This is a genomic window from Halobellus rarus, assembly GCF_024494595.1.
Lineage (GTDB): Archaea > Halobacteriota > Halobacteria > Halobacteriales > Haloferacaceae > Haloquadratum > Haloquadratum rarum.
Genome location: NZ_JANHDI010000011.1, coordinates 107256 through 127657 on the forward strand (window position 1 = coordinate 107256; position 20402 = coordinate 127657).

At 59.4% G+C, this 20402-nt stretch carries 9 protein-coding genes; 1 reads left to right on the forward strand and 8 read right to left on the reverse strand.

Annotation, left to right across the window (positions count from 1 at the left end; all coding sequences use genetic code 11):
- Nucleotides 1-3: 3 nt before the first annotated feature.
- From NO876_RS13620 to NO876_RS13650, 7 genes are read right to left on the reverse strand one after another with little or no spacing between them, the layout of a single operon-like run.
- Nucleotides 4-1977, reverse strand: coding sequence for a phospholipase D-like domain-containing protein (locus NO876_RS13620; RefSeq protein ID WP_256422213.1), 1974 nt, complete (start codon nt 1975-1977; stop codon nt 4-6).
- Complete coding sequence (locus tag NO876_RS13625) at nt 1970-7429, reverse strand: DEAD/DEAH box helicase (protein WP_256422214.1); 5460 nt, start codon at nt 7427-7429, stop codon at nt 1970-1972. The genes NO876_RS13620 and NO876_RS13625 overlap by 8 nt, the downstream gene beginning before the upstream one ends.
- Nucleotides 7426-12948 carry a DEAD/DEAH box helicase gene (locus NO876_RS13630; RefSeq protein WP_256422215.1) on the reverse strand — a complete coding sequence of 1841 codons (5523 nt, stop codon included), beginning with the start codon at nt 12946-12948 and terminating at the stop codon, nt 7426-7428. The genes NO876_RS13625 and NO876_RS13630 overlap by 4 nt, the downstream gene beginning before the upstream one ends.
- A 6-nt stretch (nt 12949-12954) precedes the next feature.
- Nucleotides 12955-13710, reverse strand: a complete 756-nt coding sequence (locus NO876_RS13635; RefSeq protein ID WP_256422216.1) for a hypothetical protein — start codon at nt 13708-13710, stop codon at nt 12955-12957.
- A gap of 2 nt (nt 13711-13712) precedes the next feature.
- Entirely contained in the window at nt 13713-17063 is a 3351-nt protein-coding gene (locus NO876_RS13640; RefSeq protein WP_256422217.1) for an Ig-like domain-containing protein, read from the reverse strand.
- A 5-nt stretch (nt 17064-17068) separates the two neighbouring features.
- Nucleotides 17069-17932: a hypothetical protein gene (locus NO876_RS13645; protein ID WP_256422218.1), complete on the reverse strand. Its 864-nt coding sequence runs from the start codon at nt 17930-17932 to the stop codon at nt 17069-17071.
- A 3-nt stretch (nt 17933-17935) separates the two neighbouring features.
- Nucleotides 17936-18763 carry a hypothetical protein gene (locus NO876_RS13650; RefSeq protein ID WP_256422219.1) on the reverse strand — a complete coding sequence of 276 codons (828 nt, stop codon included), beginning with the start codon at nt 18761-18763 and terminating at the stop codon, nt 17936-17938.
- Nucleotides 18764-19110: 347 nt separating this feature from the next.
- Between NO876_RS13650 and csa3 the strand changes: the two genes are divergently transcribed.
- Nucleotides 19111-19758, forward strand: a complete 648-nt coding sequence (gene csa3, locus NO876_RS13655; RefSeq protein WP_256422220.1) for a CRISPR-associated CARF protein Csa3 — start codon at nt 19111-19113, stop codon at nt 19756-19758.
- Between the two features lie 71 nt (nt 19759-19829).
- On the opposite strand, the gene NO876_RS13660 is transcribed toward csa3, so the two are convergent.
- Nucleotides 19830-20171, reverse strand: coding sequence for a DUF7344 domain-containing protein (locus NO876_RS13660; protein ID WP_256422221.1), 342 nt, complete (start codon nt 20169-20171; stop codon nt 19830-19832).
- Nucleotides 20172-20402: the final 231 nt, after the last annotated feature.

Genomic DNA, 20402 nt, shown 5'->3' on the forward strand with positions numbered 1-20402 from the left:
CAATTACGTATAGTAGGAAGGATAGAAGGAGCGCCGCGGGATCTCTTGGAGGCTAGTGAGGTCGACTTCGTCGGCCTCGGAGAGTTCCCAGACGTGGTCGAAGAAGTCGATCGCGGCGGCGACGAAGCTCGAATTTTCAGTGTAGACGCCGCATTCAGGGTTCCAGTTGTAGCTGTTCTCCATAAAGTTCGCCGAACCTAGAAGCGCAGAGCCTTCAGTCGGATTCCCGATCGTCTGGAGTTTTGCATGAATTCCGAATTCAGCGAGATCAGTTTCGTCCGTCTCACTTGTGATTCGTTGATACGTTTTGTATCGGGAGTACGTTCTGATAGTGACGTTTTCGCGGTTCTCCTCGAGATCGCCGAGAAGGTTGTCGCGAAGGCGCTCCCACTCCCAGCGTTGTTTCGTATGTCGTGTGAGGAGACGAAGTTCGTAGCCATCTCGGAGGAGGCTACGGAGTTGGGAGGTATACTTAGAGAAAGTATCGTCGTCGTACGGAGTCATAATGCGGACGACACGTTCCTCGAAATCGCGCTCTTGTCCGCGTGCGAAGAGTCGGTCGGTCATCTCCGTGAACCGACGCAAATCGTTATCCCGCTGGTCCTTCCAGCGCTTCAAACGCGCACGTTCACGACGCAGGGCGGGCTGGTCGTCGACATATTTCTCCATCTGTTCCTTGCCGAGGGCGTCGGGGTCCGGAAGGGTGTAGACAAAATATGTGGGTGCGACGACGTCATCATCGACGCTCATAGCGACTGATTCTATGACGTCCGCTCGCATACGCGGTGTTTCGGCAGGGGTAACATCAGTGAGGGTATCACGCCACGAGAATCGCGTGTGAAGGGCTTCAAAGAGTCCGTCGCGAAAGGTGTCATAGCGGTCGGTCCCTTGGGGAGCGGATGGTACGGAGTCGAATGTGAGGAGCAGGTTATTCCGGAGCGAGCATTCGACACCAGGAAGATCCGAGACGGCCCGGTAGATGGAATATGGTTCGAGATCCAAGGTGTCGGTGAGTGAGGAGAGAGAGATTGAGTGAAGACAGGGGTGAGCGTTGATGGTAGCAATAAGATCGAGTACTGTCGTGACGGACTCACTTGCAGGGTCACCCGGGAACGTGTCTGTAACGAGGTGAGCATCAACAGTCGGGTCTTCGCGGGCGACTGTGCGCTCCTCAGGATCGAGAGCGGTCTCAAACGTGTCGGCTTCTTCTAAGACAGCCGTTCGAGTGTCCTCAATCGCATTGGCGAGTTCGACAGCAGGTGTGCGCTCTGGAGAGTGGCGCTTGTTGGTGGCGAGTGCATCGAGTTGGGTAGTCTGCGTGACGTCCACGGGTGAGACGGTAGTGCCGGTATGAGTCGTTACGATACGAGCGATGAGGTGGGGGTCATCGAGTGTCGTGAGCGCAGTGGCGAGTGCAATTGCTGCAGTTGGGAGTGTCGAGGTTTGTTCGAGGCAATCAATCGTCTGCGTGATCGTCTCGTGATCGAGGATGACGCCCTCCGGGTAGAGTTCGATGAAGGCAAGTGAGGCGAGAAGTGGCGTGATAAAAACCTCGTCTGCTGTGTCCCGGACGAGTGTCTCAAGTTCGCTTCGCGGGAGCCGATCTGTATCGGCGGTGGCAAATTCACGGAGTAATTGCTGGACACGAGGTAGATAACAGGCAGCGACAAGACGAATCGCGTCGCCGGGTTGCTCGGTTGCGAGGACGAATCGACCGCGGTCAGTCAACTTGTGATCATCAGTGATGAGTCCGAGTTCGGCCAAGAGGAAGTAGTGCGCCTCGGCGACGGTCTCGAGAGCGCGTTCGTCGTTTGTCTGGAGGACAGCCGTTATATGATGTGGCCAGAGCGCGTGTGAGAGTTCAGTCTCGGTCGCGACGGCACAGACGGCGAGGTAGAGACTCTCGGCTGAGATGCCCCAGAGTGCTTCCGGGGAGCGCGTCCGCAGATCGTAAATCGCGTCTGGAAGATTACTCATTATCGCTCGCCTCGACATCTCGCTGGGTGAGTGACAGTCCAGTGTCAAGGAGAGTCATAAGGTCGTCCTTCGCGATCGTTTCGGGGTCGTTCTGATTCTCACAGCCGTACTGGTAGATACAGAACGGACAACCGTTATCACAGTCACATTCAAATGCGTCCTCAATGAGATCGATCGCAGTGTCGAATTTCTCGCGCGTGTCACCAGATCCCATCGTGAGGAGGACGGTGACGCCGCTGCCGCCGGTTTCGTTGTCGAAGACGTAGGTTCCGTCCTCGCCCAGCGATTCGGGGACGGCACGCACGCCGACGCCGCCGATGTACTGGAGCGCCATACGGACGCCGTGCGAGAAGGCGTGCTCAAGGTCTTCGTCGTCGAACTGGATACGGACAGCCTTCGTGTCGAACTCGGTCGCGAGGCGGACGACGTCCGTGTCCTCAGTCGAGTGTTCGGGATGACGCATACAGTACGCCGTCTCGTCGTCGCGTGCGATGACGCCGTCACAGTTCTCCTTCCCACAGAGTTCGAAGACGTTCGGTAGCGGATCGGATCCGCCACCGACGTAGTGGGCTCTGAACTGACGGACGGAGGACTTGATGGTGACGTCTCCGTAGTCGAACCGCCCCACGGGCTCGCCGTCGTCGGTCGTGATGGTGAACGCTCTCTCTGGGTCGGGGTCGAACGCGGTAACGTTCGTTTCAGTGGGTGCGTAGGTGTCCTGGACCTCCGAATCCGACTGGTACAGCCGAGTCGGGAGGAGGGGGTCGCCGTTCGGGAGTTGACCGAGTACGAGGTCGGACTTGTACGCGGTGACGCGCTCGGGGACGATCGTCTTGAGGCGCTTGAGGTCGGAGCCGCACTCTTCGCAGGGGCCTTCACCGAGGTCGTATTCGGCGCCGCATGTCGGACAGATCGCGGCGGTGCTCTCGAGCTGCGAGGTCTGATAGGAGTGGGCGCGCACGCCGGTGACGACGTAGCGCTGGTTGTCCGAGTGGAGATAGGCGGCGCCGGGATGGAGTTCGGAGAGCGCGATCCTGATTGGCCGAGAGTGCAAGTCGGCGGTCACAGACTCGAAGTCTTCACCGATAAGTTCGTATTCGACGGTATCCTCGACGGAGCGGAGACTGAACGGCGTGGTGCTGTGTTCTTCGAGGAACGACCCGTAATCCATCCGTGCAAGTCGGTCCAAATACTGGTTCAGATTTGCGCTCCGACTCTGTAGTCGATCACGCTCGTCGCGCTGCTCAACGCGATTATCCGAGTTCTGTCGGCGGCGGTTCCGCCGGCCACGTGACTCCAGATTGAGTTCGTTGAGCTGTGTCTGGACCTCATCGAGTTCGTCGAGGATGTCGTCCTCGAAGTCGAAGTAGCTCGCGACGAACTCGTCGACGAACGTCGTCATCGCCTCCTCGATGACGTCCTCGTGTGCGTCGACCGCAGAGACGACACGACCGTCGCACTCCGAGCGACTACACGGCCCCTCGTAGCCGGCCTCGTGCTTCCGACCGCAATCGCGACAGTAACTGAAACCGAGGATGTCCTCAATCCAGTCGCGAACCTCGGGTCGATGCTCCTCGTACGCCGCCTTGAGCGTCTGGAGGGGAGCTTCCTCATCGACGAACTGGATCGCTTCGTTCTCGCTCGCGAGGAGCGCGGTAAAGGTCACGATGTCGTTTGGCCGCGGTTCACTCCGCGGGACGAGGTCGTCCTCACAGTAGAGTTCATCGACGACGTCGCTGCTCTCGCGACGCCACGGAATCCAGTATTCGGTGGCGAAATAGTCGAGGATTGCCCACGTCAGCGAGATGCGAAGCACCTCCTCGTTCGTCTCGTTGAGTGGGACGGGTTGGGGTTCGGCCTGAATGAGTTCGTTCGGCTGTTCGTAGTAGTAGTAGTCGATCGGGTTGCGCTGGCTGATCGAGTGGACGAGTGACGACCCGGACTGTCGGCCAGCGCGACCGATCCGTTGGAGGTACGAGTTCGTGTTTGGCGGGGTGCCGTAGAGGAGGAGCGCATCGAGGTCACCGATGTCCATCCCCACTTCCATCGCCGGCCCAGAAGAGAGGAAGTTGGGGTAGCGCCCCTCCCGGAACTGATACTCGATGCGGCGGCGTTCGTCCTTCTCCGTGAGTCCGAAGTAGGCACGGGAGACGAGCAGTAGGGGGTCCGAGTAGTTCACGCGGTAGGCCGTGAGGTCGAAGTGAGGGTGCGTGAACTCGCTTCGGGCCTCGGAATCAGCGCTGAACGTGACCGTGTCGAGGTCCGGGTCGTGGTCAGTGAAGACCTCATCGAGCGTCGAGTAGAACGACTCTGTTGCGGGAACGTACGTAATCGGCGTCTCCGCGTCGACGGTCGTGCAGCAGACACAGGATTCGTCGAATCCGATGAGATATCCGGAGTCAGTCTCGATGCGACGGAGGACGTCCTGTTCGATGAGGGATTCGACGTGTCGACCCGCATCCTCGATATCGTCACTGAGCGAATCGACGTACTGCTTGCTCTGCTCGTTCAACGCCTCGATGACGGCTTTCTCACCCGCGTCGAGGTCACTCCAGTCGATGTCAAGGCTGACGTCAAGTAGGCCATCGGAGGGGAGGTGATCACGGCTCCGCCAGCGGTTGTTGTAGCGCCCGCGAAGGACGCGTGCCGCGACTTCCTCCTCCAGGAAGTCATCAACGGACTGCCGATAGCCCGTCATGGCTTCCAGCAGCCCACCATCGCACTCAGTGAGCATATCCTCGTACTCCACGGCGCCCTCGACGACCGTGGACTGAAGGTCAGCGAGCGAGACCCAGTCGTCGTCGGCCTCATCGAGCGTGTCGACGACGAGTTGCGTGACGAAGAGCGTCTGCTCGGGTTCGGTGAAGTTCCGGTTGAGTTCCTTCATATCCGACTGGCTGTCGGCGAAGGAGAGCATCTTCGCCTCCCGGAACGAGTCCGGGTCGTCGACGTCCGCGATCTCGCGGAGGAAGTACTGCGCGGTCGTGACGGCGGTGTTCCCGGGCCCGCGAATCATCGACTCGTAGCGCGAGGACTTTCGGTAAGTCTTCCGGGGGTCGTAGCAGGGGACGGCGCCGTGGAACGACGAGGGTTTGCGAATCTGTCCGAGTTCGTCGACGAGTTTGTACTCGCGGAACCCGCGAACTGTCGGCGAGATCGCGGGGTCGTCACAGCGACACTCGGCACCCGGCAGGAGGTCGGTGTCGCAGTTCGAGCAGTGGTCAATCGCGTTGATGTCGAGCAAACCAGTGCGTGCGAACCGCCGTTTCCCGCAGTCGCAGGTGTTGGGCGGTTCTCCGAAATAGACGGCGTCACAATCCGGGTCTCTGCACGACCAGCCGAGGTAGCGCTTCGGACGGAGCATTCCCCCGCAACTGCACTGGTGGCCGGCCTCCTGCTCGCGGGCGTCCCCACAGTCCTCACAGTAGAGGACGGAGTCGTCGCTGAGCGGTTCGAGGTCGTGCGAGTGGCAGTTCTCACAGACGATCTCGGTCCCGGTCTCCAGCGTGACGTCACAGTCGGGGTTCCGACAGACGAGTTCGTCCTGATCGTCGCTGAGGACCATGACGGTGTCGCAGTCTGGACAGTGAGTGATCCGGTCGACCTTCTGTCGATCGCCACACCCTGAGCATTCGTAGTAGGGACGCCAGACCGTCCGGATCGTCTCCGTTCCGCAACTGCACGTGTGGTCTTGGAAGTACTCGAAGCGCCCCTCGCCAGACGTGACGTTGAGTGGGGAGAGCCGTTCGCAGTCCGGGCAGAACCAGGATTCGAGCGCCTCCTCACCGCAGTGGTTGCAGTAGGCGAGTTTCGTGACGAAGTGATGGCCGCACTGGGCGCACTCGGACTGCGGCGTGTCGTAGACGGCGGCACAGTTCACGCAGGTGTAGTAGCCGTCGAGCGGCCAGCTGAAGAGGTGAGCGCGGCTCTCGAGGACACCGGAGAGTTGACCGAGCGTGACGAAGTTATCGACAAGTCGGGCGGCCTGGTCGTCAGTGAGGTCGTACGTCTCCGTGAGCGTCTCGCGAAGGTCCGCGGGCCGCTGCGCCTCCTGGTGAAGCGTCGTGTAGAGCGCGCGGACGATGTCGAGGTCGTCGTCGCGCTCGTCAAGGAGGGTGTCGTAGAGTCGGTCGCCGGCGATGCGCCGTCGCTCGTCGGCATCGGCGTCACTGGGTAGTTCCCCGATGACGTCCGCGACGAGGGATTCGGCGGGCGTCCACTTCGATGGCGTATCGGCGAGCCGATCCGGGTCGGCAGTACGTTCGACGAACGGGGCAGGGAGATCGTCGGGGAGTTGGCACTCGAGCGTTCGTGGGTCCTCCTCGACGACAGTGATGTCCGCGTCCGTGAAGGGGTTAATGCGCTGGAAGATCGCACGCTTGTTCTCGACGGTCGCACTGGCGCCGACGAGTCGGAGGTCGTCGTCCACGTCATCATCGAGTCCGAGCAGTGAACGACGAGAGCGGAGATAGCGCCGCATAAGTGTCGCGGTGAACGAGCCGAAGAGCTCGGAGTACTCGTGGACCTCGTCGAAGACGACGTACTTCGGCTCCGTGACGAATACGGCCTGTTCGTCTTGTTCGTTGACATTGAACAGCCGATAGTTGACGGTGTCTGGATTGGTGAGAAGAATGTCGACTTCCGCGTCGACGATTTCCTCGCGCGTGAGTTCGATGAAGTCGAGGTCGACGCCCATTTCGGCGGGCGAGTCGTGCGTGACGCGATAGCCGTCCTCGGTCCGTTCGACCGTCAGCGAGGACGAGCAGTTGCTGCAGGGACACTCGAAGTACTTGAACGAGGTGTCGAGATACGAGTAGGCGTCCGGGTCGTTGTGCGGGGTGTCACCGTCGAAGATCCCGACGGTGATCCGGTCGGTACCGTTTCGCGTCTCGTTGAGCGTGGAGAGATACCCGATGAGACGCTTCAGTTGGTCCTGTGCGAGCGCTTTCGTCGGATAGGTGAGGACGCACTTGACACTCTGCGGATCAGCGTCGTGATAGCCGGCTTTCGCCTCACAGATGTACTGGAGAATGGGGATGAGCCAACTCTCGGTCTTGCCGCGGCCCGTCCCAGCGGTGACGAGGGTGTGGTTGTCGGCGAGCATCGCGTCCACGGTATCCTCTTGGAACGCGTAGAGGCGCTCGAAGCCAGCCTCGGAGAACGTCCGAACGATGTCGTCGTGGAGGCCGTCGGGCGCGTCGTCGGCGATCGACGGCCGACTTTCGGCGAACGCCGGCCACGGAATGTCGCTCTGCCGTGGCAGATCGAGCGCCTGGAGGAACGGACCGCGCGTCCGCATAAACTCGGGGAGTCGATCGTGGAGCGACTGCTCCGTCCCGCCCTCGTACCGCGAGATGACGTCCTTGAGCGTCGCGGTGTTCTGGCTGGCGACGTAGTGGTCGCCGTATGTGCGCTTCAGGTCTTCAGCATGCTCGAGTGTGTCGTGGCTCATAAGTCGGTAGCTGGCGAATCGGTGGTAGTTGTCTCGACCGGTGCGATCGTTGGCAGCCCGAGTTCGAAGTAGTCAAGAACGCTGTCGCGTGCGAACGACCGCGGCTGGTTGTGTTCGTCACAGCCGTACTGGTAGAGGCACAGTGGACAGCCGTCCTCGCAGTCGCAGACGAAGTGGTCGCGGACCAGTTCCATCGCGTGCTGGAAGTTCCGGAAGTCACCCGCATCGCGTTCGACGAGGAGTTTGGCTATGTTCGCACCACCTTCCTGAGCGTCGAGCAGGTCGACATAGTCGTCAGCCGTCGTTTCGTTTAGCTCCCTGATGTTTACTCCGCCGAGCGACTGGAGCGCGACGCGGAGACCGTGGACGAACGTATGCGACTGCTCGGCGTCACCGAGTGAGACACGGACGCCACTCGTCTCGTAGGAGTAACCGAGACGGACGTACACGGAGTCGGCGCCGCGCCGATTCGGGCTGTGTTCGGGATCCGCGGAGCACTGCGCGTGCCCCTCGTCGTCACGATAGACGACGCCTGTGCAGTTCTCCTCCCCACAGACCTCGAAGGGCGTCTGGCGTGGATCAGTCTCACCGTTCTTGTACTTTGCGCGGTAGCTCTGGGTGTGCGTGATCACGGTGTAGTCCCCATACTCAAGCGACCCGATCGGCGTGCCGTCTCCATCGTGAACGCGGAAGGACTCGATCGGTTCAAATTCCAGAACGGACGTCTCACGTTCCGCGTAGGTGTTCTGGACTTCCTCTGCGGGCTTCTGGTAGAGTTCGCGAGCTGGGTCACCATCCTTGCTCATACGGAGGTCGTCGCGGTGGGCTTCGACGCTGTCCATCGCGACGAGTCGACGGCGTTTAAGTGGGGAGTCGTGTTCACAGGGACACTCAGACGTGGAGAGCGGGTGCGACGTGTGGCACGCGCTACAGACCTTCTCCTCGGCGAGGTGGTCGGCGTCGGTATCGGCGTCCACGATTTGCTCGCGGAGTGTCGAGGAATCAAAGTCGTCCGTTCGAAGGTGGCTGACGGCGTACGTCTCGCCGTCCTCGAGGTACGCCGCTGCGGGGTGGAGTTCCTGAATGGCCATACGGACGTTCCGTCCACCATAATTTCCGCCGACATCGCGACGAGTGTACACGCCGTCGTGTTCGGTGACCAGCGTCAGTCCGACGTTGTTCGAGACGTTCCGCATAGTGAACGCGAACTTGCTGGTGCGTGCGTTCTGGAGGAAATCGGAGTAGGACTGTCGCTCGAGCGTGTCAAGGTGGTCCTGAAGCGCGCGGATCCGTTCCGCGACCGCGCTCTCGCGACGGCGAAGCCGCGCCACCTCATCGCGTCCGGCACGCCGTTTCTCCCGGCGGAGGTTCGTCCGCTCCTGGCTCAGCGCCTGCTGTTCCTCGATGAGCCGATTGCGGTACGTCCGATACTGGTCGAGGTAGCGTCCCTGGAAAGACGCCACCGCCTCGTCGACGAGGTCACCGAACTCCGCCTGCGCGTCAAGGACTTGGCCATCGCATCCGTCCACACGACAGGTGTCGACCGTGTCCGAGCGATCGTATTTCGCGCTACACTCAGTGCAGTACTGGTACGCGAGCAAAGAGCGCAAATAGTCCCGGACCTGCCGCTCGTTGTCGCTGACTAGCGTGCCGAGCGCGGCGAGTTTCGAGACGTCAGTATCGAGGCCGAGCTTCGAGGCGGGGAGTGTCATCAGATGCGTGAGCTTCCCGTAGTCAGAATCGTCAGTATCGGTATCGCGACGCTTGAAGTCGTCCCCGCCCGAAACAGTGGCGTTCGGCCCCCAGCCGCCGATCTCCCAGGGGACGACGAAATTCGCTGCGATGTAGTCGAAGACAGCCCACGAGAGGGAGACCCGGAGGACTTCCTCATTGTGCTCGTTGAGCGGGACGGGTTTCGGGTCCGCGCTGATGAGGTCCGTCGGTTCCTCGTAGTAGTAGTAGTCGATCGGGTTACGCTGGCTGACGCTGTGGACGAGCGAGGAGTGCGAACTTCGGCCAGCGCGGCCAACGCGCTGGAGGTACGCGTTCATATTCGGCGGCACCCCGTAGAGGAGGAGCGCGTCGAGGTCCCCAATGTCGACACCGAGTTCCATCGTCGGGCCTGAGGAGAGGAAGTGGGGGTAGTTCCCCTCGCGGAAGAGATACTCGAGTTCGCGGCGCTCGCGTTTGTCCGTCATCCCGAGGTAGACTTTTGCGATGAGGATTCGCGCCCGCGAGTATTCGGCGCGGTACGCCCGCTGATGGAACTGCGGATGGGTTGGGTCGGCTCGCTCCGCGAGCGTGGTCTCGAAGGGGACTAGGCCACGCGATCGGACTCCGAGTTGATCGAGCCACGACGGCGAGAACCGGCCCGATTCGGGATTGTACTGGATGCCGTCGGCGTCGCCGGCGAGCGTCAGTTCGAGCACCATCGGGTTCAGGGAAAGATAGTCGTCGCTTTCCTCGTCAAAGACGCCGCGCTTGATCAGCGCATCAATGACATCGCCGCGTGCGCGGTCTTCGACACGCTCTGGGAGTGAGTCGACGGGACAATCGTTCCCGGTATCGACGACGCTCCGGAGGAGGTCACGCTCGGCATCGGAGAGGTCCGCGAGCACCCCCGGATCGACGCGGACGTCGACGAGACCGTCCGAGGCGAGGGAGCCGCCCCGCTCTCGGAACCGCTGCGTGTAGCTGTGCGGGATCGCTCGTCGACGGAGTCTGTCCCGGATCGCCTCTTCGGCGTCCATAAACCGGCGAGAGCGGTCGACGAGATGATCCTTCAAGTCGAACGAGACGTCCTGGAGGCCCCGTAGTGGACTGAGTTCGTCGTGGAGGGCGTCGATGCACGCGAGCGATTCCGTGAGCACGTCGTCGAGCGTCGGCCACGAGTCGTCGGCGGTACGGATCGCCTCGACGAGTGCTTGATCGAGGAGTGTCTCAACTTCCGGCTCGTTGAAATCGCGACCGAGTTCCTTCATATCGCGATGGGAGTCGGCAAACGACAGCATCTTCGCCGACGAGTAGTCCTCGTCGTCAGCGACCTCGCGGAGCAAGTACTGAGAGGTCGTGACAGCGATGTTGTTCGGACTGCGGACCAGTTCGTCGTAGCGCTGTCCGATCCGATACCCGAGTCGCTGATGACGACACGGGACGACCGACGTATGGTCGCGAACCGGAACGATTCGTCCGTCCGCAGTGATCGTCTGATAGGACTGGAAGGCGTCCGCCTGCTGTTGGAGCGCCGGATCGTCACACTGACAGGACGACCCGGGGAGGACGGTGGTATCGCACTCAGCACAGTAGTTGTTCTCGAAGACTTCGAAGAGACCCCTCTTGACGAACGTCTCCGCACCACACTCGCACTCCGCCGGCGGCGACGGCGCGTAGTAGTCGCACGTACATCCCTCGTGCGCGCATATCCAAGGAATGAGTCGGGTGTTCGCGATCGAATGCCCACACGCGCATTGGCGTGGAGTGTCTGTGGCGTCGTGCGTCTGCCCACAGGACGGACACTCGACGGCCGCGTTACTCCGTCGAAGGACGCGTTGCTCGGAACCGCAGGCGGAACACCCTGCGTCCGCGGATTCCGTCCGGCCACACTGTGGGTTCGTGCACGTCCACTCGTCGACGGCGGTGCGCGTCATCGCCGCGCCACACGTACAGGTCTCAATGACGCTGCGCTCTTCGACGGCGCCACAGGACTGACACCTCAGTTCAGGCGTGAACGACACTCGGAGCAGACGCACCTCGTCGTCGCGTGCGGCCTCACACCGCCCACAGTACTGCTCGTCTCGAGACGCGAAACTCCCCTCTTCGGACGGCGTATAGGACTCGAGTTGATCGCACTCGGGACAGTACCACGTCACGAGGGCTTCCTCAGCGCATCGACGGCAGTACGTCGCACGCGTGACGACGCCCGAGTCACACTCCGCACACGAGTCCTGTGGGGAACGATAGACGGCCGCGCACTGTGCGCAAGCGTAGAATCCGTCGAGCGGCCACGAGAAGAGGTGGCTTCGGTTCTCCAGTAAGCCCGAATACTCGCCAAGCGTACGGAAGTTCTCGAGGGCAGTCTCCGCCTGTGTGTCAGTGAGCGAATATGCCGTCCGGAGGTCGTCAAGGAACGCCTCGCGTGTCCGCGGTTCCTCGGCGAGTTCCTGATGGAGATGCTGTACGGCGTGGGCGACCGAGTCACTCGACGTCGTGGTGAGGTACTCGAAGAGCGCGTCACCGAGCAGTTCGTCGAGGCTCTCGTTGTCGACTGCGCTCGGGTCGTCGATGGACGGCCCGAACGAGTCGAGCGCGGCCGGGTACGGTCCCTCACCTCGGACCGCGCGACGCAGTTGCGCGACTGTTATCTGCTCCTCGTAGAGGGCGTCGGGTACGTTCTCGAGTGGCGGTGGGTCGAGTTCGCGGGGGTCCTCGTCGACGTGCGCAACGTCCGCCGCTCCGCTGATGCGGCGGAACAGTTCGACGTCGTTTTCGACGGTGGCACTGCTCGCGATCATCTGCGGAGCATCGACGTCGCGTGCCTCACGCAGTGCGCGGATACGCTTCGTGAGCGTCGCCGTATAGCTCCCGAAGAGGCCGTCGTAGGTGTGGACCTCGTCGAAGACGAAGAACTGTGGCTCGTAGACGAACGCGTCGTGTTCGTCGCTTGCGTTCGTGTTGACTAGTTTGAGGTTGATCGTGTCCGGGTTCGTGAGGAGGATGTCGACGCCCTCCTCAAGGATCTCGTTCTTCGTCAGTCGGAGGAAGTCCAGGGGAACGTCGTCGACGCACTGCTTCTTCTCGGGTTCGAGTTCGTAACGCTGGCCGGCGTTCCGGACATGAACACTCTTCCCGCAGTTCTGGCATTTCTCGAGCGCGTCGTTGTAGCCCGGACACTCGAAGTACTTGAACGTCGCATTCAGGTAGCCCTCCGCACGCGAGGACATATTGCTCGGCGTGTCCCCGTCGTAGATCCCGACGGTGATGCGGTCGTTCGTCGGAAGTTCTGCGTTGATCCGATAGAGGTACTGGATCAGGCGCTTCAACTGGTCTTGGGCGAGCGCTTTCGTCGGATACGTGAGGACCGCTTTCACGTCGTCAGGGCCACTCTCCTCGACTTTCCCCTGGTTCGCGTTGAGGATGTAGTCGAGGATCGGGATGAGCCACGCTTCGGTCTTCCCCCGGCCGGTCGCGGCCGTGATGACGGTGTCCTGCCCGTCGAGGATCGTCTCGACACTCCGCTCTTGGAAGTCGTAGAGGCGGCGGAACCCAATGTCCTCGAACGCGAGGCGGACGAGCGGATGGATCCCTGCCCGCTTGCTGAAGGAGAGCCACGACTCCGTGCTCCAGTTCGCAACATCAAGCGCCTGCAGATACGGGCCACGGAAGCCGATCACGGAGTCCTCGCCGTTGTCGGTGGCTTCGAAGCGATGCGCGACGTTTCGCGCCGCTCGTCCACCGGCACCGATGAAGTGGTTCCGATAGGCATCCATCGCCGCTTCCGCGCGTCTGGCAGGATTCTCCATCGGCGTCTATAGACTCACCTTGATCGTCGAGCGGAGTTCGGGAACGTCGAGCATTTCGTTGACGCTCGTATCCGAGAGGTCATCGAGGTCGACTTGGCCCACCTCACTGAGCGTCTTCAGATCCTCGATCGTCTGATCGCTGAGACCGTGGCGTCTCTGGAAGCCCTTCCAGTCCGTATCGAGGTTCTCGAAAGCCTTCTCGAGTCCCTGCCACTGTGACTTCAGATGGGAAACCGAGTCGTTCGGGTTGAGAATGGAGTTGAGGAACGATCGATACCGGCTGATCGTCTTCATCGCATCTGGGTCCTCACCGACGATCTTCTGAATGCTCTCCGCGGTGTTAGCGTCATCGAGTTGTCGGCGCTGGATCTCTTGTAGGTGCTCATCGATGAAGCGTCGTGCGTCGTTCACGTCCTCTCGCGTTTCTCTGACGTCGTCGATATGACTCGACAATGACTGGCTACTGTCGTCAATTATGTTGAGAACGTCATCCTGCGAGACACGTGTGATCGAGCGCGCCTTGTCACGAGCACTCGTCGCCTTCGACGGAAGAGAGCGTCCGAAGACCTCTGTGAGGATTCCCGCCTGGCGTTCGAAACCGTCGAGGGAATTCTCGAGTTTGTTAAGCGCCCGATTCAGTTTCTTCAGGTCTTCTTCGGCTTGGGCGACCCGCTTTTCTGTGTGCGTTCGCGTGTCGTACTCCTCCGCCTTCTGTTCGAGGCTATCGAGTTCTGACTCAAGTTCCGTGGTCTGTATAGCCATAGTTAGTTTCCTCCAAGTGTGGTCTCGATGGCATACCGCCGCTGCTCGTACGTCTCGAACTCCGAGAGATCTCTGACGCGGTCACGGAAGCCGACATCCTCGGGGAGCGTAACGCCCTCGGCTTCCTCGATCATCTCTGCGATCGCTTCGTAGATCTCCCATACCGATTCCGCCGCTCGGCTCTCCTCATAGTCGTGGAGCGTCGCGATGAGTTCGTAGCCCCGCTTATCGGAGATGTCCTCGAACGTCCGCATTCGCTGGCGGAACCGTCCTAGGTCGATCTCTGCGTCGCCCGCTACCGATTCGCGGGCTTCTCTCCACGACTCGTACTTGCTCGCGCCCAGTTTATCGAGGACATCGTGGAGTCGTGTGAGGGCGTCGTGGAGGTCGTCCCGGTCGTGGTTCGATTCATAATAGGTCGTAACCGTTTCGATGGTTTCAGTGACGTGCGCGGCGTTCTGTTCGGCCGAGACATCGTCGAGCGTCGTCGCGTAGTCCTTCACGCGCTCGAAGAGGACGTCGACGCCGTAGCCGGTCGACCGAGTGGTGCTGATCTGGTAAGCGCTGGAGAGGTTCGCCGTGTCGAACTGCATAGCCTGCAGCAGGTACTGATCGAGGTTCTCGGAGACGCTCTGCACCGCCTTCGAGAGACGTTCGCGGTCGACGACGTTCGACTTGAGGAGAAACAGGCCTTTCGAGAGGTGGTACGGAGCGTCCCGAGACTTGAGGAGACTCATCGTCGCCTCCCGTAGGGCAGACGGCTGTTCGTCTTCGGTACCGGGAACGAATCCGCTCTGTGGCGGTTTCTCGAACATCATTTCGGCTTCGATCTCGCGGCGACCGGTCTTCGCGTTGAGAATAAGGAACTGCGCGAGTACGGTGAACTCCTCAAGCGTCATCGGGTCAATACACGCTTCCAGATCGGCACGCATCTTCACCCGGAAGTCGGCGACCTGCTCGTCCGTCCATACGCGGAGGAGATCGTAGTTGAGATCGTACTTGTCCTCCTGCGGGAACTCGCCCGACTCGCTGATGCCGTACCAGAATAGCGGTTCGTAGATGTCGTCGTATTCGACACCGAAGTCGAGATCGAAGCTCATCCCCTGACGTTCGTCTGCGCCAACGAGCGTGACCGGGACGTCAGCTCCACGCGTGTAATAGATGCCGTGGACACCGTCATTACGCGCATTAAGGTTGCCGAGGAGCGTTGGGTCGTGCCACTCGTTGAGAACGCCAGCGGCCCCCTCTCGGAGGACTGTCGAGCTGTCGTACGTGTCACCAACCTTGATCCAGTTGCGATACTGGAGGAGGTACTCCTTGACCGTCGTCGAGTCAAGGTCGGTCCCAACGGGAACGTGGATGTCGGAACTCTCGATGTCGATTGTCGTCTCATCGCGTGCGTCGCCGTAGACTGCCTGAACGGTGGCCGAATCAGCATCTGGCGCGTTGAAGTGGATCTTCCCGTCACTGCGTGTCTCGCCGACTTCGTCATCGTCAAGGGAGACCCGTACACCACTTCGCGGTTCGCCGTTCACACGTGCCGTGACGGTGACTTCGTCGCTCACAGTCGGCGTCTTCGGGTTGACCGTGACGGAAACGGACGTGTCGTCAGTCGGTTCGACGACGGTAACGGTCGTCTTGTCCGTCTCGCCATCTTTCTCAGCCTGGAACGTAACGTCTCCCTTCTCGTCCGGAAGCCGAACGGAAGCGAAGCCGTCAGAGTCGGTCTTCGCGACCTCGTTGCTGTTGAAACGGACCGTGACGCCTTCCTCGCCACGGCTATCGAGCGTCGCCCGTAGCGTGATGTATTCGCTGGGGTGGAACGTTCCCTCGCTGACCCCGAGGTTGAGTGTCGGAGCCGGGACGTCTGCTTGGAAATACGCCCAGTCGTCGTCGACGTCTACATCGGTCAGAGGAACGTCGAACGTCTCAGGGATCTGGCGGTGAACGCGGAGCCGACGATCCGTCGTCGCGCTCCCGTACCACTTGCCGAGTCGCTGGAGACTCTCCGAGTACGAGAGATCGACTGGGGAGGGAAACGGTTCTACGTATGGGTTATCCTCAATCGCGTCGAACGGCGGAACGGTCGAGCTAAGGCACTCTCGAATGACCCGCATCAAGAGGAGGCGGGGGGTGCGACGCTTGTTCCCATCCTGAATGAGATGGTTGTAGGATTCCTCGATGAACGTCTCGTTGAACGGGTACAGACTGTCGAACGATTCGAGGACACCATCGGGGAGTGACTCGTCCGTATCCGATTCCTCAATGATAGTCGACATATATTTTCGGGCGAGTTTGACGGTGAGGTCGTCGTCGAGGAAATACGCCCGTCCGTCCTCGTCCGTCGTGCTAAGGTACCCCTCTGCGCGATCTTCCATATACGTGCTGATGCCCTGGCTCGTGCCGAGGGCGCGCGAGAGGTCGTCCTTCTCCCAGCCGGACGTCCAGCCGAGCACGACGTCGTAGTGACCGCTGTCGAGTTGGAAGATGTGATCGAGGAGTTGCTCTTTGAGGACGGTGAACGTCGTAAGATCCTCACAGATGAGAACCGGCCGGAGGTCTCGATCTTCGTACTCTTCGGAGAGTTCCTCAAGTTTGCCCTGGAAATCCTCGATACCCAGATTCCGGGAGAGGATCTCGTGGACTTGGCTCTGCAGAGCGGGGAAGAGCGTATCGACGCCCTTTGTCGAGCCGAAGGCCGCCATCGAGAGATCCCTGTAATCCTTCTTTGTGATGAGGTCGGACATTCGCTTTTCGCCCTCGCTCGTCGCAGACTCCTGATACTCGGCGATATTTTTCTCGAGGACCGTCCGAAGATCGGTCGCGTTCGAGCGGTTCGCGGTGAGAGCCTCGATCTCGTCCTCGCTGAATTGCTCCATCCCCGCACCGAACGCTCGAAGAGTAGTGATGATAGCGGCGGCGACCTTCTCGGGGTCGAGGTTCGAGACATTACTCACGGTGACGTCGGTATCAATCGGTCCGGAGATAATGTCTAGGATATCGCCGATTCCAGTCTTACTCCGGGAAACGTGGAGTGCGATGTGCGTCTCGTCCCCTTTATCGGGTTCGGCGCCGATCTGGTATTCGAGCCACTGACAGAGTTGGCTTTTCCCGCTTCCCGTCTCGCCGCGGAGGATGAATATCCGATTGTCGTCATCGACCTTCGATTTGAGGATAGCGTCGCGGAACTCCTCCTGCGTGACGAACTCATCGGTTCCCTCGTGCGGGAAGAGGTAGTCCGCTCGGATCTTGTCGATGTCGATGTGTGTCTTCAGGAACTGTTCACGAGATTTCTGATGGGCTTCCGGCGTCAGATAGTCGCGGACGACGCTATCATCCCAGATTTTGGGCATCGAGCTCATTGTGTGATCACCTGCTTGAACTGCGTGAGTGGATACTGATATGCGGGTGAGTCGGGCATCGAGTTAAGGTCATAATCGGAGACTGAGCGGGAGGTCTGGGTGTGCACGGATTGAGGTAGTGTGACTTCGCTTTTTGCATCGGACAGCCCTCGGAACTCGAGAACATTCTCTGACTCCATATTCTGAAGGACGTCCGACATCGCAGGATGGACTCGCGGAGTACCAGTCGTCGTCTCGAAGACATCGAAGAAGTTGTCCTCAACCCACGAGAGAGCGCTATATAGGTCAGTCGTGTCTTCCTGTCGCGTATGCAGGTCAAAAAGGTCATAAAGAAGTCGGCGGCACGGACTCAGAATGACGCCACGCGTTTCGGTTTCGGAGACCAACCCGAGTTGCGTGCTAAGTGCCCGCCACATACGGAGTTTCGTCTCGTTCCACGAGAAGTCATACTGATCGAGGCTCCCTTTGACCTGTGGGAGAAGCACGTCGAGAGTGCACGATCGATCGGCAGTGTCGAGGGCGACGTTCTGAATCCGGGTGAGATGATTCTTGGGGTGAGGCTGCTGCCGGAGGTGATAGAGAAGTCGGGGCTCGAAGGGTAGCTCCGGGAAGATCTCGCGGTTCAGTTGCGAGACAACACGATCGTCTCCGTCGCGTTCGACGAGGTCGACCCCGTGAAGGAAGTCAATGCAGTCTCGGACGTTGTCCTCGTTTTTATGAGCGAAGTCCGAGACGATGTTTTGTACCGTACGGTCGCTGATAAGCGACGTGTAGATCGATTTCAGTTCCGCCGCACGGACCGTGTTGTAGTTGATCAGCGTCCGATTCGGCTTGTTTACCGCGAAGCGATAGGTGGCCATAGGTTAGCGAAGGTCTGGGTCGGTCTGCTGGTACTCGTCGAGTTGCGCTTTTTCGAACTCACACACACGAAGTGCATCGAGCATTTGGTTCGCGATCTTCTGGGTTTCACCACGTTCTGTCCACGAGCGGAGTGCGTCACGGATGCGCTCGGAGTAGTCTTCGAGAATATTCTCAAGATCGTGTTCGATGAAGTAGTAGATCGGGTCCCAGACAGGACTACCCGAGGGAGCGCGCGTATAGTCGTAGATGTTCTCCAGTGTGTCCGCGGGTGCGTCGTGCTGTTTGTGGTGTTCGGACGCACGGTGATAGTGGAGGTTGCGTGTCTGTGACGCTGGGAGTGCAGAGTCGGCATAGTTCTCAATGTACCGTGCGGAGAGTGTGTTGTAGTCTTTCACTGCGACGTCGTAGTCGTCGACAATCGATCGCCCCGGTTTCGGAATATACGTCGGGAGGCGTGGTGATGTCGTGTCAGTGACAAGGATGTAGCGTTTCCGCTCTTTGGCAGAGCGTTTGAGCAATGCGCGGACGAGGTCTTCTTCGCCGTATGCCTCGATACCTTGCTGGGTGGTGATGTGGACGAGGGGGAACTCAACATCATCCACAGAATCCACAATGTCCTGTGAGGAGTGATAGGTATAGTCGACTAGTTTGAAGTCGTTATCGAAGACATCTGCGTGGACAACAGTATCAATTCCGAGTTCACCGAAGAACGGAATACTCCGAAGTTGGGCGCGTGCGTGTTGGCCGCGCTTCTGGAGTTGCGGATCCCGTATGACAACAGTTGGTGTTGTCGTCTGTAGGATATCCTCGATGGAAGTCGGATTAGACACATATCCCCGTGGAAAGGGAAATGTCATAAATCCACGGTTGGAATCGTGGTTTATATCACTGTACTGCGGTTTGGTCACGGAAGGAGTCCTCCTTGCTGCATAGTGATTCGTGAAACCAGATATCTCTCATCACGTATTAGAATTGTCGTTATAGTTATGATTATTGCAGTACAGAGAAGAGGACAGCAGTCAGTCCCGAATATTCCACAGACAAAATACTGCAAATATATTGCAGGAATAGAGGCATCCGAATACTGGTATTTCAACGGTTCGAGAAAAACATCAAGACCAAACCGTTGCAGAGTAACGCAACAGTTCTATAGGTGAGACAGGGAGAGAATAGCATAATGCGAACATATATCGCTCCTATTGGCTATGATAGCACGCGCGTGACACGCCCGATACTCAGCCAAGGTATCGAGCGCGACACTCACATCGACCTCTTGATCCCGACCACAACAACAGACGATAGCCGTGGTGCACAAGCTATCGACGACGTTCGTCGGATGGTCGAACAGATCGAACCGAACGTCGATGTCGGGACAACGGAAGTACCACACGACGACTTCGAAGCGGCGATCGAAGCCTGTGGGTCGCTCATCGACGACGCCAATGGTGAGGTCGTTGTCGTCTTCGGCGGTGGCGCCCGTGATATTTTCTTACCACTCACTGTTGCTGCTCTCTCGCGAACCCATCAAATCCACGCAAGCTACCAATTCAGCGATATCGACGGCGAGGTCCGGGAGCGTTCCCTCCCCAACCTTACTGCAAACGCACCAGCGCAGACCAGGTCGACACTCGAAGCTATCAGCACACTCGAGGAACCCGTCTCGCTCACCGCGGTTACTGACGCTGTTGATGTCTCAAAAAGCACCATCACCCGGCACGTGAAAGTTCTCGAGCGACAGGGGTTGGTCACATCAGAAACACACGGAAAAACGAAGGTCGTCGAGTTGACTACAACGGGTCGTCTACTCCTTTCACGGACGTCCTGATCATATCCAGGTAGAACACTTGTTGGCGCTGAATCACCCGCAGGATCATCGTGGAAGGGCTGATCACGCCATCATCTGAAATAGCGAGCAATCTGTGCGACGAGCGCATACTGTTTGATTCGATGTGTCACAGAGACAGTCTTCCGTGCATCGTCGTATTCGATGACATCGCAAGCTGCAAGTTTTGGCAGGTGCGTTTGAATGAGAGCATTGTAGGCTGATTCATAATCTTTAGAGCCGACTTGGCGAGGTGGGACACCAAGTTCGATTCCACGAACGATCCGCGCAAGGTGCCGAACCTCGACCGACGCCTCTTGGTCAAACAAAGAGAGATATACGATGATTAGCAACCGACGTCGGTTTCCGAGTAGATCAAAGAAATCCACCGGATCAAGCCGGTCGTCAGTATGCATTACTCTCACCTCGAAGCAGAGTGAGGTGGTAGCGGTTCTGGCGGTTGGAAGTTCGGTCATACATAGAACCACGGAAGCGAAGGAGTTCGCCTCCGCCCATAACGGGCGAAAAAAAACCGAACGAGAAGAGGGTAAAAGAGGTGGTTTGCGATTGCCGCCGACAGTGACAGCTCTCTCTTTGAGGAGCGTAGCTTAACTGCTACCGACGACTCATCAGGATAGAACCGAAGA

What these genes read in the sequence shown, in the direction of transcription:
- NO876_RS13620 (WP_256422213.1), bottom strand. Translation starts at nt 1,977, where the DNA reads ATGAGTAATCTTCCAGACGCGATTTACGATCTGCGGACGCGCTCCCCG.
- NO876_RS13625 (WP_256422214.1), bottom strand. Translation starts at nt 7,429, where the DNA reads ATGAGCCACGACACACTCGAGCATGCTGAAGACCTGAAGCGCACATAC.
- NO876_RS13630 (WP_256422215.1), bottom strand. Translation starts at nt 12,948, where the DNA reads ATGGAGAATCCTGCCAGACGCGCGGAAGCGGCGATGGATGCCTATCGG.
- NO876_RS13635 (WP_256422216.1), bottom strand. Translation starts at nt 13,710, where the DNA reads ATGGCTATACAGACCACGGAACTTGAGTCAGAACTCGATAGCCTCGAA.
- NO876_RS13640 (WP_256422217.1), bottom strand. Translation starts at nt 17,063, where the DNA reads ATGCCCAAAATCTGGGATGATAGCGTCGTCCGCGACTATCTGACGCCG.
- NO876_RS13645 (WP_256422218.1), bottom strand. Translation starts at nt 17,932, where the DNA reads ATGGCCACCTATCGCTTCGCGGTAAACAAGCCGAATCGGACGCTGATC.
- csa3 (WP_256422220.1), top strand. Translation starts at nt 19,111, where the DNA reads ATGCGAACATATATCGCTCCTATTGGCTATGATAGCACGCGCGTGACA.
- NO876_RS13660 (WP_256422221.1), bottom strand. Translation starts at nt 20,171, where the DNA reads ATGCATACTGACGACCGGCTTGATCCGGTGGATTTCTTTGATCTACTC.